Source organism: Sphingobacterium sp. UBA7855, from assembly GCA_002500745.1.
In the GTDB taxonomy this organism is placed as follows: Bacteria; Bacteroidota; Bacteroidia; order Sphingobacteriales; family Sphingobacteriaceae; genus Sphingobacterium.
Map to the genome: position 1 here is coordinate 1 of DLST01000016.1, position 25,916 is coordinate 25,916.

Consider the following 25,916-nt stretch of genomic DNA (forward strand, 5'->3'; position numbering starts at 1 on the left):
GTATTTCCATGTAGAGGCTATTGCCTATCTTCCGACTATGGTTATCGCAGCACAGGACCGTCGGAGAGCCCGGTCCAGCGACAGCTGCTCCGAAACCGCCGCTATCCTGCAACATTACTATTGGACAATCGTTTACATTTCATAATTGCTTTATTACTTCGATTTGTCTGCTGCCGCTAAAAGATGTTGAGGCTGGTCCAGCGGAGGCTATCCATCTACCGTGTACTTTTTCCCATCCTTACCTGTTTTGGGTCCCGTGACGATCCTCTTTTATGTTCTATTATCATTGCTATATCCAGTTGTTGACAAAGGGATCTTTTATAAATAAATATAACTTATCAAGCAATCGTTTGTGTAAATTGAGCAAACGATTGCTTTCATATTTCATTTTTTATTTCGAAAAAAGTGGCCTATTATTGTCATAGAGATAGGTTCCTGCATAAGAACCAACTATAAATCTAATCCAAAAGGATTTTTCTATTGACTGTTTAGTTTGTTTTAAAATAGGTGATTTTTTAGAGGGACCAATTGGTCCCTTTAAATTTATATGAACTTTAAATTATGGATTCTAGAAGAGATTTTCTAAAAATGGCCGGAATATTGTCGTCACTGGCTGTTTCACTCCCTACTTTGGTCAATGCCAATACGGCAGCAGAGTCGTTTAATATGTGCGGCTATGCAGCTCCAAAAATTGATAAAGTCAGAGTAGCCGTAATTGGACTTGGCATGCGTGGCCCTGGAGCTGTTGAACGACTGTCGTACATTGAAGGCTGCGAAATTGTCGCACTTTGCGACAAACATCCAGATCGGGTTGAGCGCGCAACAAAAATCGTTACATCGAAAGGTCTAGCAGCTCCGAAAGCGTATTCAGGGGAAGATGGGTGGAAATCCTTGTTGAAGGAAGAGAAACTTGACCTCGTATACATTTGTACCCCTTGGGATTATCATAGCCCCATGAGTATTGCTGCAATGAAAGCGGGCAATCACGTGGCTTGTGAAGTGCCAATAGCATTGACAATAAAAGATTGCTGGGAGGTCGTGAAGACTTCGGAAGCGACTAAGAAGCATTGTATGATGTTGGAAAACTGCTGTTATGATTTCTTCGAAATGCTCACGTTGAACATGGTGCGTCAAGGCTTGTTTGGTGAACTTATCCATGCAGAAGGTGCTTATATCCATGATTTATTGGATCTAAATTTTGCAAAAAATGGTTATGATAACATGTGGCGCTTGAGAGAGAATATAAAGCTGAATGGAAACTTATATCCTACACATGGACTGGGACCTGTGGCGCAATGCCTTAATATCAATAGAGGAGATAAAATGAATCATCTTGTCGCCATGTCTTCCAATGATTTTATGATGGGTGAAAAGGCAAAAGAATTAGCCAACAAAGATTCTTTTTATCAAGAGTTTGTCGGAAAGAAATACCGCGGAAATATGAATACAACACTTATCCGTACCGCAAAAGGGAAAACGATTATGCTGCAGCATGATGTTACTTCTCCCAGACCTTACTCCAGATTACATACACTGAGCGGTACGAAAGGTTTTGCTCAAAAATACCCGACAGAAAATATTGCGTTTGGCCATGAATTCATTTCAGAGCAGAAATTAAAAGAACTGTACGATAAATACACACCAGAATTGGTAAAATATATTGGAGAGCAGGCAAAACAGGTAGGTGGACATGGTGGGATGGATTTTATGATGGACTGGCGTCTGATTGACTGTTTGCGTAATGGATTACCTTTGGACCAGGATGTTTATGATGCTGCTTCATGGAGCTGTATCGTGCCATTGAGTTTCGAATCTGTAGAAAAGAACTGTAAAACAGTTGATGTGCCGGATTTCACAAAGGGTGCATGGAAAAATAATATGCCGGTAGAAATCACGTTGAAAGGCGGTGGTAATACGCCTATCCGTTCTAGATCAGCGAAAAATGAAAATATACAATTGGGTGTATAGCTCGGTGTGTAAGTAATTATAAAAGGGGAACTTTTTAATGTTCCCCTTTTATGTTTATCTTTAATTATATGTTATTCAATCTAACCCTAATGACCTGTTTATCGTTATTTTCCACCAAGGATACACTTTCCTGTTGTGTTGGGGAAAATATACCGACGCGCGCAGGGATGATAAAATCCCAAATTGCTCAGTTAAAAAGTAAGACTACGGACAAGATGATATTAGTCGAAGGGGGTAAATTTTTGATGGGAAGTTCGAATTTTGAAGATAGTAAGCCTTTACATCAGGTTGAACTAAATTCATTTTATATGGATGAACACGAGGTCACAAATGCGCAATTTGCAGAGTTCGTAAAGGAGACAGGTTATGTAACTGTTGCTGAGCGAGAGCTTGATCCGAAAGATTTTCCAGGAGTTGATCCTAAAATGTTAGTCGCTGGTTCAGCCGTATTCTCCAAACCCAAGGAACTGAATTCATTAAATAATTATCTGATGTGGTGGGTGTACGTCCCTGGTGCAAATTGGCAGCATCCAGAAGGACCCAATAGCTCGATAAAAGACAAAATGAATTATCCGGTTGTCCAGGTTGCCTATGAAGATGCTACAGCTTACGCGAAATGGGCAGGCAAACGATTACCGACAGAAGCGGAATGGGAATATGCGGCTAGAGGACGTAAAGATGCAAACGATGACTTGTATTATTGGGGCAAGGACTTGAAGCCTAATGGTAAATGGACCGCCAATATTTACCAGGGAAAGTTTCCTGTACAAGATTCAAAGGAGGATGGTTTTGAGGGGACTGCGCCTGTAAAATCATTTCAGGCAAATGCGTTGGGACTGTACGATATGGAAGGGAATGTGTGGGAATGGTGTGCTGATTTTTATAGACCCGATTATTATCAGCATAGTACAACGGCTAACCCCAAAGGACCACAAGATTCTTATGATCCGCAGGAACCAAATCTTGAAAAACGCGTTCAGCGGGGAGGGTCATTTCTTTGTAATGATCAATATTGCGAAAGGTATAAAGCCGGAAGCAGAGGAAAAGGAGAGGTCAACAGTCCTACAAATAATGTAGGGTTCCGCTGTGTAAAAGATATCAACTAGAAAAGGCTTGCATTTGCAAGCCTTTTCTAGTTGATTGATATGTCTTATTGTGCATTCAAAAACATTGATTTTTGATTGTACAATTCTCTGAAATAAGGATCTTGAAGATCTTTGATAAAGCGAATTGCTTCACCCGTTGACTTCATCTCAGGACCTAATTGTTTGTCTACCTCCGGGAATTTATTGAAAGAGAACACAGGTTCTTTAATTGCAAATCCTTTCAGCTTACGTTCGATTGTAAAGTCTTTCAACTTATTAGCGCCTAACATAACTTTAGTTGCAATATTGATGTAAGAAACATCATAAGCTTTAGCGATGAAAGGAACCGTACGTGATGCACGTGGATTAGCCTCGATAACATATACATTTTCACCTTTGACAGCAAACTGAATGTTTAATAGACCTCTTACGTTCAATGCTTTTGCTAATTTAATGGAGTATTCTTCCATTTTATCCTGAACAGCTTGTGATAGGCCAAATGGAGGCAATACAGCTGAAGAGTCTCCTGAGTGGATACCAGCAGGTTCAATATGTTCCATCATACCAATGATGTGTACATCTTCACCATCACAGATTGAATCTGATTCAGCTTCTTCTGCACGATCCAAGAAGTGGTCGATCAGGATATGGTTTCCAGGAAGGTTTTTCAACAAGTTGACAACAGCTTTTTCTAAATCTTCATCGTTGATAACAATGCTCATGCCTTGTCCACCCAATACGTAAGAAGGACGAACCAATACTGGATAGCCGACTTCGTTTGCAACTTGTAATGCTTCTTCTGCTGAAGTTGCTACACCGTATCTTGGATATGGAATTTCCAATTCTTTCAATAGATCGGAGAAACGGCCACGGTCTTCTGCCAAGTCCATATTCTCAAATGAAGTACCGATGATTTTTACGCCAAGTTGCTCTAGACGCTCAGCCATTTTAAGAGCCGTTTGTCCACCCAACTGAACGATAACACCTTCTGGTTTTTCTAATTCGATGATCTCACGTACATGCTCCCAGAATACGGGCTCGAAGTATAATTTGTCAGCCATATTGAAGTCTGTCGATACAGTCTCCGGATTACAGTTGACCATAATCGCTTCGTAACCACATTCTTTAGCCGCCAATAAACCGTGTACACAGGAGTAATCGAACTCGATACCCTGACCGATACGGTTTGGACCTGAACCTAAAACGATGATTTTCTTTCTATCTGAAGAGATGGATTCGTTTTCTTCTTCGAATGTCGAATAGTAGTATGGTGTTTGTGCAGGGAATTCTGCGGCACAAGTATCGACCATTTTGTAAACACGGTTGATGCCTAACTCCTTACGACGGTCGTAAACTTGATCCTCTGTTACATTTCCTAGTAACCATGCGATCTGTACATCTGAATAACCTTTTTGTTTTAAGGTCATGAAGAAATCGCGTGGGATATTGTTCAACTGATAACGACGTAATTCTTGTTCAAGGTGTACCAACTCTTGGATCTGCACTAAGAACCATTTGTCGATACGCGTTGCCTTACGGATAGATTCCAAAGGAACGCCTAATTCGAAAGCATCTTTGATATGGAACAAGCGGTCACCACTTGGATGCTCCAGACTATCCATGATTTCATCAAGGTTTCTCCATTGACGACCGTCGGCACCTAAACCAGCGCGGCCAGTCTCCAAGGATTGACATGCTTTCTGTAAAGCTTCGATAAATGTACGGCCGATAGCCATGACTTCACCTACTGCTTTCATTTGCAATCCTAATTCCTTGTTTGCTCCCTTGAATTTATCGAAGTTGAAACGAGGAATCTTAACAATCACATAGTCTAATGTTGGTTCAAAATATGCGGATGTTGTTTTCGTGATCTGATTTTGCAATTCATCCAAGTTGTAACCGATCGCCAATTTAGCAGCGATTTTTGCAATAGGATAACCCGTTGCTTTGGAAGCTAAAGCCGAAGAACGTGATACACGTGGATTGATTTCGATGGCAATAATTTCTTCGTTTTCTGGGTTTACAGAGAACTGAACGTTACAACCACCTGCAAATGTACCAATTGAACGCATCATCAGAATAGCTTGATTACGCATATCTTGATAACATTTGTCTGACAATGTCATGCCCGGTGCAACAGTGATTGAGTCTCCGGTGTGGATACCCATTGGATCAAAGTTTTCAATGGTACAGATGATGATAACATTGTCGTTGGTATCACGAAGTAATTCCAACTCAAATTCTTTCCAGCCTAATACCGCTTGTTCTACCAAAACTTCGTGTGTTGGTGAAGCATGTAAACCTCTATTTAAGGCTGCGTCAAAATCTTCTTTTCTGTGAACAAATCCACCTCCTGTACCTGCAAGAGTATAAGATGGACGTATAACAAGCGGATAGCCAATTTCTTGTGCCGCTTCTTTACCTTCAAGGAATGAGTTCGCAATTTTGGATGTTGCAACGCCCACACCGATATCAACCATTAATTGACGGAATTCTTCACGGTTTTCAGTTTTTTCAATGGCAGCAACATCAACACCAATAACTTTTACATTGTATTTTTCCCAAAGGCCTAGGTTGGAAGCTTCGATACATAAGTTCAAAGCTGTTTGGCCACCCATGGTAGGAAGTACAGCGTCAATGTTGTGTTTTTGCAAAATCTCTTCAATACTTTCGCAAGTTAATGGAAGTAAGTAGACATTGTCCGCAACAACTTTATCCGTCATGATTGTTGCAGGGTTTGAGTTGATGATGGATACTTCAATACCTTCTTCTTTCAATGAAAGGGATGCTTGAGATCCAGAATAATCAAATTCACAAGCTTGACCGATAACGATGGGACCTGATCCGATGATTAAAACCGACTTAATGGAAGTGTTTCTTGGCATTATATCTAGTTCAAAAAATTAAATTTCCTATTGTAAATCTGAGCAAAGACAATCAAAAATAGCTCATGGGGAAGGGTCATTCCGACTGCTTTGTCGGAGTGCAAAGTTACATTTTAAAATTTGAAAACTTAGTATTTATTTTAAGAATATTTAAAAAAAACATTTGGTTTGTTAGAAAGGTGTGGCTTAAAATGGGAAAACGAGTTGAAAAACATAAGTGACATGTGCTCCAACTCGTTTCGGATAAGCGTGTTTGATTTTGTTTAATAAACGATTATTTCGTCGGTAAACAGGAAGCCCTTTTTAGGATTGCTTGCCTTGATTTTTATATAACGCGCCTGCTGTGCTTTGTCCAGCTTAAGCTCAAACCTTTTAAAAGTCAATTTTGATTCTTTATCGGAGATGTCATTTTTGATCGTTCCGACGGATCTAAAAGTACGGCCATTGTCCGAAAGCAGCACTTCCATTTCTCCGGGCATATACACACCAGGTCCAATAAGCTGCATAAAATTCATGGCTACTAAATGTATTTCTTCTCTTCTCTCCATATCGACAACAACATCAATAGGGCTCGTGAATCCTTGCCATTGGCCATCATGATAGGAGAGCCCGCCCATGATTCCGTTGGTTAGGGTCGAATCTTTTTGTGCCGGATACCCCGACCATGGAGAATTGTAGGTTACTTTTTTTCCAATGGCACGGTGGATATCAATAGCAAAGGATAGGGTAGGTCCGATTTTGATCGAATCTTGAAAATAAGCGGCATTGATATGTCCTGTTGAGCTCAATTCAAATGGCCCCGTATAGGGTGTTGACTGGATCGTAGGTTCACTGCCATCTATCGTATATCGAATCTGATCTGTTTTAAGCTGTTCTGTTGTTAACGTGATTTTATTGTTGTTTTTAGCAGCATTGTATGTTGCCTTATAAGCCACATTATAGGAAGGACGATAGTAGTTAACGTTCAGATCCTGTAATAGCTTATAATGTGATTGTAGGCGTCGCTGAAAGTCTGTCCAGTTCTTCACATCTTTGTTGATCCAGTTGACCTCAGCCAATGCCAGCGCCCGTGGAAATACCATATATTCGAGATGCTCAGTGGTAGGGACATATTCTGTCCATATATTGGCCTGTGCACCAAGAATATGCTTGGCTTTATCTCCTTGTATCGCTGCTGGAATTGGATCATAGGAATATACCTTCTCCAGAGTCAGGTAGCCGCCGATGGCTTCAGGCTGTGTACGAGGGTCTGTCTGATAAGAATCAAAATAGAGGTGTGATCCTGGGGTCATGATGACATCGTGACCGGCATTTGCAGCCTTTATGCCGCCATCTTCACCGCGCCAGCTCATAACCGTTGCTCCCTCAGTGAGTCCTCCTTCCAGGATTTCGTCCCAACCGATCAGTTTCCTTCCTTTGGACTGCAAGTATACGTCCATTTGCTTGATCGCATAACTTTGCAGTTCATCGACAGATTTTAATCCTTCTTTTTGCATGAGCGCCTGATCTTTTGGGCAGGTTTCCCAATGCTTTTTCTCGGCTTCATCACCGCCGATATGGATGTACTGAGAAGGAAATATTGTAAGGACTTCATCTAAGACATTTTTTAGGAACTCAAAGGTTTTTTCATTTCCAATACAGAATTCGCCTTGACTATAGGGTTTTCCTGAACACGAGAGTTCGGGATAGACGGCCAATACTTCTTCCGAATGTCCGGGCATTTCTATCTCAGGGATGACATTGATTCCTTTGCGGGCTGCATAGTCGACCAATTCGCGAGCCTCTTCCTGCGTATAGAAACCACCGCTGGCATTTGGCGTACCTTTGTCTACATACTGGCGACCATTATTCCACCAATCTTTCCAGCTTGTATGCGTGCGCCAGGCAGCTTTTTGCGTCAATTCAGGATATTTTTTGATTTCGAGCCGCCATCCGGCGCCGTCGGTTAAATGCCAATGAAAGTTATTGAATTTATAAATAGCCATGATGTCGATATACTTTTTGACAAAAGATAGCGGCATAAAATGGCGTGACACATCAAGGTGTAAGCCACGATAAGCAAAGCGGGGCTCATCGACTATTGTCGCATAGGCTATTTTACTTGGATCAGCTTGTAGATAACCCAATTGAACCAGTGTGTAAATCCCATTGATAACCTGGGGTACATTCCATGCCCTCAGTAGGAGACCTTTCTCATCGATTTGGATGGAATAGGCGCTCTTACTCAAATTATCTGCATCGACTGCTTTAATAATGCGAAAGCCTTCTTTTGGGGCTTTTTTATTTTTCTTGAGTACTTCAACAGTTAAACTTTTAATGGCAGGATGTTCAGTAAGTAGCTGGGCCGCTTGCTGAAACTCATCTGAAACAATGACCGGGGCATGCGTAGGAATCGTATATGTCCCTGTAGCCAATATGGTTTTCGAAGGTTTGGGTATAATGTCAAAGTTGGTTTGGGCCTGTGCAGCAAAGATGGAGGCACCCCCAAGTAACAATATGGATAAAGATTGGCTCAGTCGCATAGTTTTGTTATTAGATTAATGATAACCAACACAAATATCTTAATTTTTGTTTCATTATTGCATTACCGCTTACAATCGGTCATTTTTTATGATATAAAACCAACAAATTGGCGGTTAGAAATTACATTTTTAATCCTTAACTTTGTTGTATGATTGAACTTCCAGTTATTCCGGCAACTCCTGCACAGCGCAAGCCTGATTGGTTGCGTGTCAAATTGCCTGTTGGTAAAGAATATAGACATGTCAGAAGTCTTGTAGACGAGCATAAATTACATACAATTTGTGAGAGTGGAAATTGTCCGAATATGGGCGAATGTTGGGGTGCTGGAACGGCAACCTTCATGATTTTGGGAAATATCTGTACACGTTCTTGTTCGTTTTGTGCGGTAGCAACTGGCCGTCCGCTAGCGGTAGATTTGGATGAACCCAATCGGGTGGCAAATTCGGTTAAGTTGATGCAGGTTAAACACTGTGTCATTACTTCGGTAGATCGTGACGATCTAAAGGATGGTGGTTCAATTATTTGGGCCGAAACTATCAACGCTATCCGCAGAGAAAGTCCTGAAACTACGTTGGAAACACTTTTGCCAGATTTTAAAGGACAATGGGATAATTTGGACCGCGTGATCGCAGTTCGCCCCGAAGTTGTTTCACACAACTTGGAAACGGTTCGTCGTCTGACAAGAGAAGTTCGTGTTCAAGCCAAATATGATCGTTCACTTGAGTGCCTACGTCGCATTTCTGAGGCAGGACTCCGTACAAAATCAGGCATTATGCTTGGCTTAGGTGAAACTGAGGAAGATGTTATCGAGGCAATACAAGATTTATATAACGTTGGGGTGCATATTTTGACATTGGGTCAGTATTTACAGCCTACAAAAGCACACCATCCTGTAATCGAATGGATTACACCTGCACAGTTTGAGAAATATCAGAAAATTGGTTTAGAAATGGGATTCAAGTATGTGGAGTCTGGACCGTTGGTTCGTTCTTCTTATCATGCTGAGAAACATCTATTCGATATGCAATAGGAAACGGTTCTAAAGTTTTTTAACGAAGAATACTTTTTCGCAAGATATAAAAGGAAGCCTGAGTGATTTTTTACTCAGGCTTCTTTTTTAATAGCCGAACGCAATTGTTTTTTTCCGATGCTCTGATGCTTTAAAGGTTAAAAACTGTGCGGAGTAAAATTGTTCTTCCGCGAAGTTCAAATTCATGCTGGGAAATCATGTTGGCCGTCATCAGATAAGTACGGTAGTTTTTGATATTGGCCAAATTATTCATTTCCAATTCGACATCCATTTTCCACTTGTTGACCTTGTAGCGCGTAAAAAAGTCTAAGAATGTGTAACTTGCATTCTTCATGTTTGTTTGAAAGGTAGCAAGATTGCGTAGGTTTAGCCGCATGAAGCCGTTTTTGAAGGGGCTAGCCGGAAAGCCTATATTATGCATCATTGTGGTGGTTTTATTCTGAATCAAATTGTCCAGGCCCTGTTGCTTACTCCAGCTCCAATTAAATAGTCCAGAATAGGAAATGTTATAAGATTTAAAGACTTTAGCTTCTATACTAGGCTGAAATTGATAGCTCATACTTCGAATTGGTACTAGTGCATTGTTTAACAATTGATTGTATTTGAAGTAAGAAATGCTTCCTTTTAGTTTGAGGGTACTTGCCAGAGGGAAAATGTATTTATCGAACCCGATCTGAGAAGACCAGCGCTCCTGCAGATTATCCATATTGACCAAGATATTTTCGGTGATGTTATTTTTTATAACGGAAGATAATATCGTGTTGGAAAGCGATCTTGAATAGCTAATACCAGCATTTGCAAATAATACTTTTAGGGTACGGGCTAAATTATAATTGAGATTAAATGTATGTTTTTTGGATTCATTTAGCGCTGCATTATTTTGGCTAAGCATTCTATAGTTCCGTAATACCGCACCGCGGTATATATCTTCTATGTTGCCAATGTCCTGCGCAAATTGATAGTTAAATTGAAGATAGTCTTCTTGAGAAACCTGCCATCTCGCTTTTAAATTAGGATTGATCAGCACGGAATTTTTGGACGTGGACAGCTGATGACTGATGTCTTCATAATGTGTAAATAAATAGGTGACCGGAATGTCGAGCTGGGTTTCAAACCGATTTGTTTTCCAGGAATATTGAGGAGTAATAAATGCTTGGGACCTGCTCCAATGCAGATCATTACGGGTATTATCGCCCAATGCTCGAATATGTTGATCATTATCCTCTACTGTAAGGAGCGAGTTGAAGTGTTGGCGATCTGTATTGAAGCCAATTTGATAGTATTGTTTGATTCTGCCTTTATTGAAGCGATAACCTGTACTGATCTCCGTAAAAAAGGAAGGAATTTCAATTTGCTGGCGGCTACTTTTATAGGTAATGCTATCGTTGAGTATTTCTGGAAAAACACCGGGATAGATCTGTAAAGTCTGTGGTTTATTACCATAATTTAAAGACCAGTTGATTGCAATAATGTCATTGTTTTTAAGTTGGGGTATATAGCTAAACAAGTTGCTGAATCCCTTGATGTGGTGTTTTTGGAACTGCTCGATCTGGCCTGAGGAGTTTGCCAACAATGCTGTTATATCTTTTTTTTCATACTCAAATGACAAGGCATTACTCGCATATTTCTTTTCCGTATTGGTGGATGCCGAAAGTCTGGCTGCGCCAAGCCATCGCGCTGTTTTCAGCTGATTTTGCTCATTAAAATAGACGTCGCCATCATCGAGCAGGTATTGTGTGCTTGAGGCATTATTTTGCCTATCGTTGTCGTATAAAACCTGAATATTTGATTTTAGCTGCCAGTGATTTTTAAGGTTATATAGGTTATTGGTGTTTAGCGAACCTGTATTGTTGAAATAATAGTTGTTTTTAGGAATATTTGGACTGCCTGTTGTGCTCGTCGCCAGGAGATTGTTGATGGGCGAGCTGCCAAACTTGGCCAGTAAAGAGGACTGATTGGCGCCGATGATATCTCCGGAAAGATCATTGCCGGTATTATTACCGCGGAGGACATTCAACATCTTAACTTTTTTGTTGAATAGGATTGAGTTCAATTCAGGATCATAGAGATTGGGCGTACCGACGCCAATTTTGGCCTGCCCAGTGAGTTTTAGCTTTGCTTCCTCTTTGATAACGAGATTTATGGCGACGTCGTCTGTAAATCTTTTATTTTTAAGGACTTTATAATGTTCGTGATTGTCGAGTACCTGAATGTCCTTTACCATTTTATGCGGGATTGTCCGTGTACCTACACCATAGCGATTTTCCAATAGATCGTCACCGTCAATGTAAAGTTTAGAAACGGTTTTGTCCTGGTATTTAATAAGACCCGATTCGGTAACTTCCATACCCGGAAGACGTTTGATTACGTCGCCTATATTTCGATCCTCTTCTTTGGCAAAAGATCCGACGTCGTAGGAGATCGTATCATTTGAACGGCTTACTTTAGGTTTGCTCTTTACAATGACATCTTGTAGTAGATTGGTTTTTGGTACGAGGGGTATCCGAAGATTGGATGTCTGCGTGCCAAGTTTGAGTTCAAATTTTTCGTAAGTAAGGTGATTGATCTGCAGGTAGAGGCTTGCATAGTCCTTTGTTAATGTAATTGTAAAACGCCCTTCTTTATCTGTCGGTTTGAAAGCGATGATTTTGTTGTCTGAAAGGATGTTGACACTGGCAAAGGGTACGGGATGTTGCGTCTTATCCACTTGGACCGTTCCACTAATCGTTTGCTGGGCAAAGGTTATTTGCCCAAGCAAAACGACTATAAATAAACATAAAAATACTTTCATTAAGGCGTCAGCTCTATCGGATTGTTGGTAACTTTTGAAGGTTTGTACTTATCGTCTCTTGAAATATTGAAACTCTTTATTTTTGACGGATCCAAAGCACCAGCAGGGGAGCCTCCTCCGGTGCCGGAACTGGATCTAACTGCAACCATACTTCCCGATGAACCTACACTGATGGTTCTGTTTTTTCCCGATTGGGCTTGCATATAAGCTTGTGGATTGGCCTTAAAGGCTTCCTGAACTTTTTTTACCTCTTCTGCAGTACTGACGATGGCGTTTTGCGGCAGGGCCACCGATGTTTTGCCATCCTCAATTTTGTCGAATCCGGCGTAAGCAAAAATCACCTCATTTTTTGTGTCACGGGCATCCAGAATTAGGCCAGGAAGACCATGGAGTTTCCACGGACCATAGGGAAACGGCAGTTCGGTTGTAAACCAGGCGATATAGGTTCGGCCTTTGAATGTTGTTTTTGCGTTCTGGCAATTGTAGCCACCAATTTCTTTGCGGTCACCCAGTATTTCCCAATCTTGAGTAGGGTAAGCTTGTGGAATGGCAAAATTGTCACTGGCAACGCTGACCACTTCGGTCATTTTGTTTTGATTGGCGTCTAATAAATAGGAGGAGCTCGATGGTGTCGAGCGCGTAGTAATGTTTAGTGTACCGTCGAAACTGGGGCCCTCCATTTGTTTTTTGACCTCATCTTGCATGCGCTTGGACGAATATGACGTGTAGTAGCTGGCCTGTTGATTCAGGTAAACGACTGTTTCATCGCGTATAAATTGATCCCGTTGGGTGCTATCATTTATATGCTTGAATTCGTAATGTACTTTAGCGATTGCTGGAGTACGCTCTTGTGCAAATAACAGCTGCGTCGCTAAGGATAATAGGAGTGGTAATGAATATTTCATAAATGTATGTTTATATCGTAAATATACGAAATATTCGTAATCATTAAAATTTATTCAAACTTTTCCTTGTAATCCTCCCTAGAGGAGGTTGCTGCAGGTGAAGAAATGTTTGATTTGTTAGCGATTTTTTTTGTTAACTATGTTGTATGGGTAGTAATATAAGCTTAGTAGACATATTTAGGCATATGCGCTATTGTTATCTTTTAAACACAGTCTCACCTGCAATTACTGTCCGTTCTGTTTTTACATTTCGCAGTTGCTCATTCGGGATTTTCAAGATATCCTTTTCGAGGATAACAAAATCGGCATCTTTTCCTACTTCGATACTTCCTCTTTTTTTCTCCTGAAAACAGGAGTATGCCGCCCAGATTGTCATTCCTTTCAAAGCGTCTTCACGGCTTATCGCGTCTTGGATCTGAAATCCGTCGCTAGGATATCCTTTTTTGTCGACGCGGGCTACTGCTGCGTGGAAACCATATAAGGGATTGAAATGTTCGACCGGAAAATCACTCCCCAAAGCGAGTTTTCCATATTCTTTCAACAGATGCTTATAAGCGTAAGCGCCTTTCATGCGTTCTTCACCGAGTCGATCTTTGGCCCAGTACATATCGGAGGTTGCATGTGTGGGTTGTACAGATGGTATGATTTGATACTTTCGAAACTTATCAAAATCTGCAGGCGATATAATTTGAGCGTGCTCGATTCGCCATCGACGATCGCCATTATTGTGGAGGTATTTGCCATAAATATCTAAGATAATACGATTGGCCGAATCGCCTATGGCATGGGTATTTGCCTGAAATTTACTTTCGGCAATCTGTTTGATCATTGCTTCGTATTCTTGAGGGCTATGAAGTAAAAAACCATGTGTAGGGGCATCATGGTAATGCGCGAGGAGGCAGGCACCACGGGATCCCAATGCGCCATCGGCAAGCAGTTTAAATCCTTTGATCTCGAAACGGTCTGTTTCATAGAAACCCTGATCGATAAATGACTTTATATTTTGAGGATTGCCTAGGATCATGGCATAATCTCTAATTTTCAACTGCCCTTCCCGATAGTATTTCTTGAGCAGATCGAGTCTTTCTTTTGATAAACCTGCGTCAACAATGGAGGTAAGACCAACGGAAAGGAGGGAGTCTTGCGTCCGCTTGAGCATTCTTAGATATTCTTTTTCACTCGGAACCGGAATTGTCTTATTGACAAGATCCATTGCATTGTCGATCAAGAGACCATTGGGAGTATTATTAGTCCCGCCGACCACACCACCGCGAATGATGGGGATACTTGTTAATTTTGCCCATTCGAGTGCTTTGGAGTTCGCAACCGCCGCATGATAATCTACACGTATGAGGTAAACGGGGATATCAGGGAAAGCTTTGTCGAGTAGGTCCTTGGTTGGGAAAGTTTTATCTTTCCAGCAATTTTGGTCCCAGCCACCACCGATCAGCCAAGTTTTGCCCGGGTTTTTTTGTTGATAGCTTTTGACACGTTGAATAACCTCCTCGAAAGAATCGGCGCCGTTTAGGTCAACTTGATCCATTAGTTCGGCTTCGTCAAATAAATGCGCATGGGCATCGTAGAATCCCGGATAAATGGCCTTCCCCTGTGCATCAATTTTTTCTATTGCTTTGTATTTTCGCTGTATTTCTTCATCGGAACCAATGGCAATAAACTTACCATCTTTGACAGCAAAAGCATGTGCTGTACTAAAAGCCGAATCTACAGTATATACTTGCGCATGATAAACAATAAGGTCCACTTTCGTTTGCGGTGAACATGATATGATCGTCAAGCAGAATAAAAAAATGATTATTGGGAAGGTTTTCATAACCTAAAAATAGGAAAAAGCTTTTAATAAACTGAAACTAGACTTGGGGCTAGGTCTGCTGGATATGCGGACTTGAGGTTTTGGCTGATCGAGTTGCTTTAGCTGATCGAATTGCTTTACGTGAGGCGCCTATGCTGAGTTGCCGCTGAAAGTTCGGACAGGAGACCATCTGTAAAGTTTTGAAAGGGGACGTGCAGGAAAAGTAATGAAAATACGAATTATCCAATAGACAAAAAAGGCTATCCAAATAACTTGGACAGCCTTTTTAATTCAAAAATCAAAATACGTGATTAACAGTACTCGTCAAATGCTGCAACTAAATTGTCAGCAATCATTTGTGCCGGGCGACCTTCAATCATATGTCTTTCAATCATGTGTACCAATTTCCCGTCTTTAAATAAAGCCATTGCTGGTGAAGATGGAGGGTAAGGCAACATGTAGTTACGTGCAGTGTTTACTGCATCCGTTTCCATACCTGCGAAAACAGTCACCAATTTTGCTGGGTGTTTTTCGTTTTTTACAGCGGCTTTTGCAGCAGGACGTGCATTTGCTGCAGCGCAACCACAAACAGAGTTTACAACCACAAAAACAGTTCCTTCTGATGCGATAGCCTGATCAACTGCTTCAGGTGTTTTTAATTCTTCGAATCCCGCATCAACTAATTCTTGACGCATTGGAGCTACTAAATATTCTGGATACATTATTTCTTAAGTAAAATGTTAATATTCTATTTCAATTGTGAATGATAAACTTTTTATCCCTGACCAGATCGGATCAGGCTCCATAAGTTCTACTTCATTTGTACAAATATAGCTGTAAAAGGCAGCTTCGTCAAGACACTTGTCTCAAATCAATGTCAGAAAATCTTTTACCGCATGAAGTCCATTTTCAAGGCGTTGCTCACCGAGCCCCGACACAATGCGATATGGTGCACGAAGAGCTGTTAATTCACTTTTCCAGATCCCCATGAAATGTTCACGCTGTTCGGGAAAATCCCGTAGTGGATCGTCCTGCCAGGGAAGATCGATATCCATAAGTAAATATATATCATAGCGATGTTGTTGAATTTTATGGGTCACTTCCGCTGGAGTATGGCCGAATAAATAATCAGACCAGATTTTTACGGTAAGGAAGGTCGTGTCACAGATGAGGAGCTGTCCTTGTGCTAAAGGGATCAGCGCTTCCTCCAAGGCGACCTGTCCATAAAACATATTGACTTCGTCCTGTAAGGTGTATTTATTGTTGAGGCTTTGGCAATAATAACGTGAATATTCGGGCACGCATACTGTCTGAAATTCCTTGGCAAGAAATTGTGCCATCGTTGATTTTCCGGTGGACTCGGGGCCAACAACGGCAATTTTTATGAAATCTTTTCCCACATCGATCGTTTTGATAGGCAATATTACGCAAAATTTTTATAGGTTTTCTGCCAATCGCGATAGCCATTCCAAGCGATGAGCGTGAAAACAAGGTAGAGTACTGCGGTCAGCATAAGGTCTTTGTGGATATAGAGCGGGATATAACAAATATCAACAAATACCCATAAGAGCCAGTTTTGAAGCACTTTGCGTGTCATCAGAAATTGAGCAACAAAACTTACGGACGTGCAGAAAGCGTCAATATAAGGAACATCGGAATTAGTCTTGCTATCGAGAAGGTAACCGATTGACAGGGTTAGGAAGAGGATTGCGAGTAAGCAAAGGAGCAACTGCCCCTTGCTGGCTTTGACGATGGGTTTCTTTTTTTCCTCTTTCCGTTTTATCCAATAATACCAGCCATAAACAGCAGTAGACAAAAAGTAGAATTGCAATACAGTATCTCCGTATAGTTTGGCATCATAAAACAGAATAGCATAGGACGCCACGCTGATGATACTAATCGGCCAATTCCATATATTTTGCTTAGCGGCCAAATAAACACAAAGAAAGCCTGTCAGTGTACCTAACCATTCGAGCCAAGAGGTCTGGGCAAATTGACGTGCAATCTGCTGAAAAAAATCCTGCATGTGGTGCATTAAAAATTACACCCTAAATATACAAAGTCCAGCCAATAGTCAGTAATTGTTTATCCAATAGTCGATTATTGAACCTGTTTATTGGCACAGTTGGTACTGGCAAAAGACTCCGGCTTGGCCTTAAAGACAAATCCCATACCCATAATATAGCCCATGGCTTCTTTTAGAGCGACGTTTGACTGGAAATTTGGATTGGTGTTGATGTCGGCGTGGACTTCGAGGTCCACTTTGTGTTTTTCGAGAAGGGGGCAGAGTTGATAGGCTATGTCGATGGATTTTTGCACTTCGAGCAGCATCCGCTCTTTAATGCTCATTCGGTGGTGCCTTTTGTCCCGTTGGATAAACATAAATCCCCCTTTATGTTCCCGGAGAAAGACGATGACTGTTGCGAAGTCGATGATGCCCCGCTTGACTTGGGAATCGGTGCCGATATAAACTTTGAGCTTATTCCCGAGGGCGTCTTCGCGTTTTATGACTTCTTCAACAGCATCGAAAATTGTGGAGCGAATGGATTCGCCATTGTATTTTTGCCATCTCATAGCGATATAAATTAGATATAACTAAATTCAACTTCATCATTGACATAAATTTACTGAATTTCAATGAGCTAAGTGTTAATTTAATTTTAAATAATTTATCCACATTAGTGGTGTTTTGCACCATAGGCCAAATCTCCAGCGTCGCCGAGGCCCGGTACAATATAGGCTTTGGAGGTCAGCTCGTGATCGACATCGCCTACCCAAATATGCGCTGTTGGAATGAAAGCCTGCACATGATTTATTCCTTCTTCGGAAGCGATGGCCGCAACAATGTGCAATTCCTTGATGTCATATTCGGCCAAGAGATCCCTGCAGCATAACACGAGACTTTTTCCTGTTGCCAGCATGGGGTCCACTACAATCACGGTGCGGTTGTCTAAATTGGGGGTATTTACATATTCCTTGTGGATCTCAAACTCGCCGCTTTTTTTGGTATGTCGATAGGCGGCAATAAACGTATTGTCGGCGCGGTCAAATACATTTAATAGTCCTTGATGAAAAGGAAGGCCTGCTCTCAAAATCGTAGCCAGTACGGGTTGTTCCATCAGGAGTTGAGTTTTGGCCACACCCAGCGGAGTTTCAACTTCAATGGGCGTATAGGTCATCGTTTTGCTGATCTCATAAGCGAAAATTTCACCCAATCGTTCCAAATTCCGGCGGAAACGCATGCGATCCTGTTGAATATGAATATCTCTCAACTCGGCGATAAAATGATTTGCAATGCTATTTTGGGTAGATAGAATAGTAACCATGACGTGTGTGCTAGTTCAGTGAAGCTAAAGATAATAAATAATCAATTGAAAGTAATAACATCTGCGGGATTATTATCGTTTGCGCTAAAATGGTAAAATTTTTAGTAAATTTGTTTTGCAACACTGCTGGATTTGGCCTGGATCGCATCTCGAAAAAACGTCCTGTTTGCAGATTTAAAAATCATCGGTTTAAAAAGAACAGTTTTGTGCTTGCCGCTCAAACTATTACTGGTGCAATGTTTGCTGGAAAAGGCCGAGATAGTTTTGTTTAAGAAATAGGAAGTATATGAAATTTGAATTGACATCAGAGTATAAGCCGACCGGCGATCAGCCAGAAGCCATTCGGCAATTGGTTGCTGGAGTAGAGCAGGCAGAGCAATATCAAACGCTTTTGGGGGTGACGGGATCAGGGAAGACCTTTACGGTGGCCAATGTGATTCAGGAAACGCAAAAGCCAACATTGATTTTAAGCCATAATAAAACATTGGCGGCTCAATTGTATGGTGAATTCAAGCAGTTCTTCCCACATAATTCAGTCAACTATTTTGTATCCTATTACGATTATTATCAGCCCGAAGCTTTTATTGCTTCTACCAACACTTACATCGAGAAGGATTTGGCAATTAATGAAGAAATTGAAAAGTTGCGCTTGGCCACCACCTCCGCTTTGATGTCGGGGCGTCGTGATGTCGTTGTGGTTTCTTCTGTGTCTTGTATCTATGGTATGGGAAATCCAGAGGATTTCTCCCGTTCTATCTTTCGATTCGGCGTAGGGATGACGATTACGAGAAATGCTTTTCTGCATAAATTAGTAGAAATTTTATATTCACGCACAACTACAGAGTTTAAACGGGGTACCTTTCGCGTTAAAGGAGATACTGTGGATATTTATCCAGCGTATCTGGATTTTGCAATTCGTGTGTCCTTCTTTGGGGATGAAATTGATGAATTGAGTGAGATAGATCCGGTATCTGGTAAAACGCTCCATAAAATGGAGGATTTAGCCCTTTTTCCGGCAAATCTTTTCGTTACGCCGAAGGAAAAATTTAAAGAATCGATTTGGGCTATTCAAGATGAACTGATGCAGCGCAAAACCCAACTGGAAGGTGAGGGCTTAATGCTCGAAGCAAAGCGTTTGGAGGAGCGTGTCAATTATGATTTGGAGATGATGCGGGAGCTGGGTTATTGCTCCGGAATAGAAAATTATTCCCGCTTTTTCGACGGTAGGCAGCCAGGAATGCGTCCTTTCTGTTTGCTGGATTATTTTCCGGAGGATTATCTATTGGTCATTGATGAAAGCCATGTGACCTTACCTCAATTGCGTGCCATGTATGGTGGCGACCGATCACGAAAAGTCTCCTTAGTGGAACATGGATTTAGATTGCCTGCGGCTTTGGATAACAGACCCTTAAACTTTCCGGAGTTTGAATCTTTGACAAACCAGACAATTTATGTATCAGCTACCCCTGGTGATTATGAACTGCAACAGACAGAAGGTGTGGTGGTTGAACAGGTGATTCGTCCTACGGGGCTTCTAGATCCGATTATTGAAGTGAGGCCAGCAATCAATCAGGTCGATGATTTCTTGGAAGAGGTGGATAAGACCATCAAAGAAGGTGGGCGTGTGCTGGCAACTACATTGACGAAACGTATGGCAGAAGAACTTTCCAAATATATGACCAAGCTGAACTTAAAAGTTCGTTATATACATTCGGAAATTAAAACCTTGGAGCGGGTTGAAATCTTACGCGGCCTTCGATTAGGTGAATTTGATATCTTGGTCGGCGTAAACTTACTGCGTGAGGGACTTGATTTACCCGAGGTCACACTCGTTGCTATTCTCGATGCAGATAAAGAAGGTTTTTTGCGTTCTGAACGATCGCTTATCCAGACAATCGGTCGTGCCGCCCGGAATGATAAAGGACGGGTTGTCATGTATGCCGATAAAATAACCGACAGTATGCGTGTGACGATCGATGAAACCAATCGTCGCCGAGACAAGCAGATGAAATATAACCAGGAGCATGGCATTACACCGCGTACTGTGGGCAAAACAAGAGAGGAGATCTTAGAACAGACTTCTGTAGCCGATTTCTCCGGTATTGAACCTAAAATCTATGTCGAACCGGATCCATCGCAGGCTGTTGCAGCTGATCCTGTCATGCAGTATCTCAGTGAGAAGGATCTGAAAAAAGCGATCGATAATGTGCGTAAAAAAATGGATAAAGCCGCGAAAGAAATGGATTTCTTGGAAGCTGCCAAATACCGTGATGAGATGTTCTCGCTCGAAAAACTTTATGAGGAACGGTTCTCCTTTTAAAGGAGCTTTTGTTTTCAGATGCCTATTTTTTGTGGGCGAAGTAGTTTTTTTTGTGTAAAATATCTTGTTCAATTGTTAACATATTTTGCGTAAATCAAATTCTTCTCAGTAAATTAGTGCTCAAATCTAAACTAAAGCGTACTAAAAAATGAAAAAGCCAATTCTTGTTGTCAAATTTGGATCGGCTTCTATTACCACGAAAGAGGGAGAAGTTGATGAACGTATTGTTTTGGAGATCGCTAGGCAAATTGCTTCCTTACAAAAGAAATACAATATTGTCTTGGTCTCTTCGGGTGCTGTAGCGGCTGGTAAACGGTTTCTCCCCAGTTATACGGGGACATTATCGCAACGGAAAGCCGCTGCCGCCATCGGTAACCCCATATTGATTAATACGTATTCAACCTACTTCAGACCGTTTAAAATTTCGTTGGCTCAAAGTCTATGTGAGCGACATCATTTTTCAAACCGGGATCAATTTCTGCAATTGAAAAATACCTACGAGGAATTGTGGCGGAACAACGTTATTCCCATCGCCAATGAAAATGATGTGGTGAGTAATAAGGAACTGAAATTTTCAGATAATGATGAACTGGCTACATTAATTGCCGTTGGTTTTGGGGCTGAAAAATTGCTGTTCAGCACTTCCGTACCCGGCGTGTTGGATGCAAACAATAAAATTATACCACAAATCGAAACTATTGATCGGGATATCTTAGGCTTAGCGAGAAAAGATAAGTCGTCCGTTGGATTGGGTGGAATGACCTCGAAATTGAATTTTGCCCGATTGGCCAATCAGATGGGGATTGCTGTAGTAATTTTTAGCATGCAAACTGAGGATGCCATCCAGAAAGCAGTGAAACATGAGACTGGTACCTTGTGTCTACCTGAAAGCAAAAAAATATCATCCCGTAAGAAGTGGCTTGCGAGCGGGAGTTTAATTAAAGGAGAATTGATGGTTGACCGCGGAGCAGAGGAAGCGTTATTAAAGCACAAAAGTCTACTGGCCGTCGGTGTTACTCGCATCGTCGAGCATTTTGAAAAGGGAGAAGTGTTAAATATTGTCAATCTAGACGGCTTAACTGTGGCCGTTGCCCGGGCGAAAATGGATTCGTCCGCTTTATCTCAGTCCAGTAAAAAAAATATAGAAATTGCACACGCAAATGATATCGTCTTGTTATGAGTGAATCCATTATAAAACAACTTCAGGCAGCAGCCAATGCTAAAAATGTATTGCAGAAGCTAGCATCTGAAACCAAAATAACGCTTTTAAATGCTATTGCAGATGCGCTTGTCGAACAGGAGTCGGTTATATTACAGGCCAATAAAAGTGATTTGGACCGCATGTCTGATGAAGATCCTAAAAAAGACCGTCTCTTGCTCAATGGTGATCGCCTAAAAGGTTTGGCCGACAGTGTCAAGCAGATAGCACAGTTGGCAGACCCAACAGATCAGTTATTATTGAAAAAGCAATTACCCAATGGATTAGAAATAGAAAAGATCACGGTTCCGCTTGGCGTTGTTGGTGTGATCTATGAATCGCGGCCTAATGTGACGATAGATGTCGCTGCTTTATGTATTCAGTCGGGCAATGTTTGCTTATTGCGGGGTGGTTCCGATGCATTACATACCAATGAAGTGCTTTTGAAAGTCATCCATGATATCTTGGAACAGCATGGTATTGCAACAACTATTGTGCAACTGTTGCCTGTGGATAGGAAGCATGTTTCGGAATTATTGGAAGCTACCCAATATGTGGATATTATCATCCCGCGTGGGTCGCAGTCATTGATCAATTTTGTGCGGGAAAATGCCAAGGTACCTGTGATTGAGACAGGGGCAGGAGTATGCCATACGTATGTCGACTGTACCGCAGATTTGGATATGGCAGCGAGGATTGTCGCAAATGCTAAAATTTCTAGACCTTCTGTCTGTAACTCCTTGGATACAGTTTTGGTCGATAAGGATGTTGTAACGGAATTTTTAGTTAAACTGGCTCCGTATCTCGAAGAGGCCCAAGTTGAAGTTTTTGCTGACGCGACTGCCTATCAGGTACTAAAACATGAAAATTTTTCAAATTTAAAGCGAGCAGAAGCGGCGGATTTTGGAAGGGAATTTTTAGATTTGAAATGTTCGGTAAAAACCGTTGCCGGTTTGGATGAAGCGCTGGAACATATTGGAACATATTCTTCCAAACATTCGGAGTGCATCGTCTCTTCCAATGAACTTCATATTGAACAGTTTTTAAATACAGTGGATGCCGCTGCGGTGTATGCCAATGCGTCGACACGTTTTACAGATGGCGGAGAATTTGGACTTGGGGCTGAAATAGGAATTTCTACTCAAAAATTACATGCACGGGGACCCTTTGCATTGGAAAAGTTGGTTACAGAGAAATGGATTGTCCGTGGGAACGGTCAGATTCGATAATAGATCTATACGATGGGAATAAGTTTTAAAAGAGATTTGATGGTACGCTGGGTGGAGGACATTGGGAAGTTTCTGCGGATATGGATTGACGGTTACGATGCTTTTGCTGAACCAGAAGATCCGGCCCAGTTTGCCGAAGCTTATCAGAAGTTTTTTGAAAGGGATCGGAGTTTTTATTTGAGTATTTCCGAAGATGAGCTCACAACTTATGCAAAAAATGACCTGGATGCGCAACAATTACATCCACTTGCGCTGACCCTGTTGTTTGACGGTCTCAATGCCAGAGATGGCAGCCAGGAAAATCTGCTTCGTAAAGCAAAGTTAATTTTGAATCTAGCCATGGCTGAAACGGCGAGCTTTGCCTTTCAGGATTACCAGTATTTAGCCATGATTGATGATAAATTGAAAACTATAAACTAGGGTAGCGAAGTGTCTGCTAAGTTTATTATTGAATTGCTATAGAAACTTCGAGTTGTAATATGAACGATACTGCGCTTAGCAGAGAAAATAAACAGGAGCTGTCAGTTATTAAACTGGAAGTGAGTATGCTTACACAATGGCTGACAGTACATCAACTGCAGCCATTGTTTTAAGGGAATGCTACCGCAAGATCTCTCGGGCGATCACCAGGCGTTGTATCTCAGAGGTTCCCTCATAGATTTGCGTGATTTTTGCATCACGCATTAGCCTTTCAACATGATATTCTTTTACGTACCCATAGCCACCGTGGATCTGTACAGCTTCTACCGTGTGTTTCATGGCAACTTCAGACGCATGTAATTTGGCCATTGCTGCTTCTTTACCGTAGGGAAGTCCCTTATCTTTAGTCCAGGCTGCTTTATATGTCAAAAGCCTAGCGGCCTCGATCTCGACCTCCATATCGGCCAATTTAAACTGTATGGCCTGATGGTCCGAAATCGGCTTTCCAAAGGTCTTTCGCTCTTTTGAGTACGCCAAAGCAAGGTCATAGGCACCAGCAGCTATTCCTAAGGCCTGTGCTGCGATGCCAATACGACCGCCATCGAGGGTTTTCATCGCAAATTTAAATCCGAAGCCATCCTCTCCAATACGATTTTCTTTGGGAACCTGAACATCGGAAAATAGGAGTGAGTGCGTATCTGAACTGCGGATGCCCAATTTGTTTTCTTTCGGGCCAATGGTAAATCCAGGCAGTCCTTTTTCAACGATTAAAACATTGATTCCTTTATGCCCTTTTTCAGGGTGTGTCTGTGCAATGACAAGATAGATGTCGGCGTGCCCCCCATTCGTGATCCAGTTTTTTGTGCCATTTAGTAGATAATGATCGCCTTTATCTTCTGCAGTTGTATGTTGTGACGAGGCGTCAGACCCGGCTTCGGGTTCGGATAGCGCAAATGCACCCAATTTCTCCCCCTTTGCTAGTGGAACCAGGTATTTTTGTTTTTGTTCTTCCGTCCCGAAAGCATGAAGTCCATATAATACAAGGGAATTGTGAGCGGAGACAATAACGGCCGCAGAGGCATCAATTTTGGCAATTTCTTCGAGAACAAGAACATAGGCCAACGTATCCATGCCCGCCCCACCATAAGCTTCGGGGGTCATGATACCCATAAATCCAAGTTCGCCCATCTGTTTGACAAAATCAGTGGGAAATTTAGCGGATTCATCGCGTTCTATTGCCCCAGCCTTTAGTTCCTGGGCGAATTCCCGCGCTGCGTCGCGGATCATTTTATGTTCTTCGCTTAATTCAAAATTCATGGTATTCCTATTTTTGGTTTATCAGTTACCAAACCGATAACTAGTTATCTAATACGGTTTGCTGTCAAAAAGTTTTTTCCAGCACATCATCAATTTAGAAGCTTAATGTAAAGCTATACCCAAATATACAAATATATATTATGCAAGCATAGTAATTAGGCGAATAACTTTTTTATCCTTTCGGGCTAACCCGAGGGGATAATGAGATCGTAGAATTTTCACAGATTTTGAGTGCACATCATCCGTTCAGAACATTTCAAGCCGCAGATAAAAAGATACTTCTTAGTTGCACGGTGGATAAGTTGACCTTAGTTTTTTCATATTACTTTAAAAAAATGAAGAATTACTTGTTTGCTAAATTTAATCTACTATATTTGTAGACTATATAATGTAAACACCTTTAAAAAAATAAGATTATGAGTTTAAGATTAGGAGATGAAGCGCCAAATTTTAAAGCGCAAACAACCATTGGTGAAATAGACTTTCACGATTATATTAAAGATAGCTGGGTCGTTTTCTTTTCACACCCGTCAGATTATACTCCGGTATGTACCACAGAGTTGGGGCGCACAGCAAAGTTAAAATCGGAATTTGACAAAAGGGGGGTAAAAGCCATTGCGCTGAGTGTAGATAATGTAAACGATCACTTAAACTGGATCAAGGATATTAATGAGACACAACATACAGAAGTGAATTTCCCGGTTATCGCCGATGAAGATCATCATGTGTCCGAATTATACGATATGATCCACCCGAATGCTTCTGCAACAGCTACTGTGCGTTCGGTATTCATTATAGGGCCTGATAAAAAGATTAAATTGACCCTGACATATCCAGCCTCAACAGGTCGTAATTTTGACGAGATTTTACGCGTTATTGATTCTTTACAGTTAACGGCAGATTATCAAGTAGCTACACCTGCAGATTGGAAGCATGGGGAAGATGTTATTGTTGTTCCGGCGATAAAGACTGAAGACATTCCTGCGAAATTCCCGAAAGGATATAAAGAGATCAAACCATATTTGAGAACAACACCCCAACCAAATCTATAGTTTGAGGCGTCTGGAATTACCCATAAAAAAAGGCAACGTTTTTTTCAACGTTGCCTT

At 41.4% G+C, this 25,916-nt stretch carries 19 protein-coding genes; 8 read left to right on the forward strand and 11 right to left on the reverse strand.

The window, feature by feature from the left end:
* Positions 1 to 561: 561 nt before the first annotated feature.
* On the forward strand, positions 562 to 1,968 hold the full coding sequence (locus tag B2107_RS13790; protein ID WP_293956231.1) for a Gfo/Idh/MocA family protein: 1,407 nt from the start codon (positions 562 to 564) through the stop codon (positions 1,966 to 1,968).
* An 89-nt stretch (positions 1,969 to 2,057) separates the two neighbouring features.
* Positions 2,058 to 3,074: a formylglycine-generating enzyme family protein gene (locus B2107_RS13795; protein WP_293956232.1), complete on the forward strand. Its 1,017-nt coding sequence runs from the start codon at positions 2,058 to 2,060 to the stop codon at positions 3,072 to 3,074.
* A 44-nt stretch (positions 3,075 to 3,118) separates the two neighbouring features.
* Here the strand turns inward: B2107_RS13795 and carB are convergent, their stop codons facing one another.
* Entirely contained in the window at positions 3,119 to 5,938 is a 2,820-nt protein-coding gene (gene carB / locus B2107_RS13800; RefSeq protein ID WP_293956233.1) for a carbamoyl-phosphate synthase large subunit, read from the reverse strand.
* Positions 5,939 to 6,201: 263 nt separating this feature from the next.
* Complete coding sequence (locus tag B2107_RS13805) at positions 6,202 to 8,460, reverse strand: beta-N-acetylhexosaminidase (protein WP_293956234.1); 2,259 nt, start codon at positions 8,458 to 8,460, stop codon at positions 6,202 to 6,204.
* A gap of 149 nt (positions 8,461 to 8,609) precedes the next feature.
* On the opposite strand from B2107_RS13805, the gene lipA reads away from it, so the two are divergent.
* Positions 8,610 to 9,491: a lipoyl synthase gene (gene lipA, locus B2107_RS13810; protein ID WP_293956235.1), complete on the forward strand. Its 882-nt coding sequence runs from the start codon at positions 8,610 to 8,612 to the stop codon at positions 9,489 to 9,491.
* Between the two features lie 130 nt (positions 9,492 to 9,621).
* Here the strand turns inward: lipA and B2107_RS13815 are convergent, their stop codons facing one another.
* The 8 genes from B2107_RS13815 to upp all read right to left on the reverse strand — a co-directional run bounded on the left by B2107_RS13815 (position 9,622) and on the right by upp (position 18,323).
* A complete protein-coding gene (locus B2107_RS13815) occupies positions 9,622 to 12,282 on the reverse strand; it encodes a hypothetical protein (RefSeq protein WP_293956236.1) in 2,661 nt (886 codons plus the stop codon).
* Positions 12,282 to 13,187, reverse strand: a complete 906-nt coding sequence (locus B2107_RS13820; RefSeq protein WP_293956237.1) for a GLPGLI family protein — start codon at positions 13,185 to 13,187, stop codon at positions 12,282 to 12,284. The genes B2107_RS13815 and B2107_RS13820 overlap by 1 nt, the downstream gene beginning before the upstream one ends.
* Positions 13,188 to 13,383: 196 nt before the next feature.
* On the reverse strand, positions 13,384 to 14,949 hold the full coding sequence (locus tag B2107_RS13825; RefSeq protein ID WP_293956238.1) for an amidohydrolase: 1,566 nt from the start codon (positions 14,947 to 14,949) through the stop codon (positions 13,384 to 13,386).
* 359 nt (positions 14,950 to 15,308) lie between these two features.
* Positions 15,309 to 15,719, reverse strand: a complete 411-nt coding sequence (locus B2107_RS13830) for a BrxA/BrxB family bacilliredoxin (RefSeq protein WP_209578750.1) — start codon at positions 15,717 to 15,719, stop codon at positions 15,309 to 15,311.
* A 144-nt stretch (positions 15,720 to 15,863) separates the two neighbouring features.
* Complete coding sequence (locus B2107_RS13835; RefSeq protein WP_293956239.1) at positions 15,864 to 16,397, reverse strand: ATP-binding protein; 534 nt, start codon at positions 16,395 to 16,397, stop codon at positions 15,864 to 15,866.
* 23 nt (positions 16,398 to 16,420) lie between these two features.
* Entirely contained in the window at positions 16,421 to 17,023 is a 603-nt protein-coding gene (pnuC, locus tag B2107_RS13840; protein ID WP_293956240.1) for a nicotinamide riboside transporter PnuC, read from the reverse strand.
* A gap of 74 nt (positions 17,024 to 17,097) precedes the next feature.
* Positions 17,098 to 17,571, reverse strand: coding sequence for a ribonuclease H-like YkuK family protein (locus B2107_RS13845; protein ID WP_046672303.1), 474 nt, complete (start codon positions 17,569 to 17,571; stop codon positions 17,098 to 17,100).
* A 104-nt stretch (positions 17,572 to 17,675) separates the two neighbouring features.
* Positions 17,676 to 18,323, reverse strand: coding sequence for a uracil phosphoribosyltransferase (gene upp, locus B2107_RS13850; protein WP_293956241.1), 648 nt, complete (start codon positions 18,321 to 18,323; stop codon positions 17,676 to 17,678).
* A 286-nt stretch (positions 18,324 to 18,609) separates the two neighbouring features.
* Here upp and uvrB point away from each other — a divergent pair, with 286 nt between their 5' ends.
* From uvrB to B2107_RS13870, 4 genes are all read left to right on the forward strand, one after another.
* Entirely contained in the window at positions 18,610 to 20,643 is a 2,034-nt protein-coding gene (gene uvrB / locus B2107_RS13855) for an excinuclease ABC subunit UvrB (protein WP_293956242.1), read from the forward strand.
* Positions 20,644 to 20,791: 148 nt separating this feature from the next.
* Complete coding sequence (gene proB, locus B2107_RS13860; protein WP_293956243.1) at positions 20,792 to 21,823, forward strand: glutamate 5-kinase; 1,032 nt, start codon at positions 20,792 to 20,794, stop codon at positions 21,821 to 21,823.
* The gene (locus B2107_RS13865) at positions 21,820 to 23,070 is read left to right on the forward strand and encodes a glutamate-5-semialdehyde dehydrogenase (protein WP_293956244.1); all 1,251 of its coding nucleotides are present in this window, start codon (positions 21,820 to 21,822) and stop codon (positions 23,068 to 23,070) included. The genes proB and B2107_RS13865 overlap by 4 nt, the downstream gene beginning before the upstream one ends.
* Positions 23,071 to 23,082: 12 nt before the next feature.
* Positions 23,083 to 23,490, forward strand: coding sequence for a hypothetical protein (locus B2107_RS13870; protein WP_293956245.1), 408 nt, complete (start codon positions 23,083 to 23,085; stop codon positions 23,488 to 23,490).
* Positions 23,491 to 23,670: 180 nt separating this feature from the next.
* Here B2107_RS13870 and B2107_RS13875 read toward each other — a convergent pair whose 3' ends face one another.
* Positions 23,671 to 24,807 carry an acyl-CoA dehydrogenase gene (locus B2107_RS13875; protein ID WP_293956246.1) on the reverse strand — a complete coding sequence of 379 codons (1,137 nt, stop codon included), beginning with the start codon at positions 24,805 to 24,807 and terminating at the stop codon, positions 23,671 to 23,673.
* 416 nt (positions 24,808 to 25,223) lie between these two features.
* Here B2107_RS13875 and B2107_RS13880 point away from each other — a divergent pair, with 416 nt between their 5' ends.
* Complete coding sequence (locus B2107_RS13880; RefSeq protein WP_293956247.1) at positions 25,224 to 25,859, forward strand: peroxiredoxin; 636 nt, start codon at positions 25,224 to 25,226, stop codon at positions 25,857 to 25,859.
* Positions 25,860 to 25,916 lie beyond the last annotated feature (57 nt).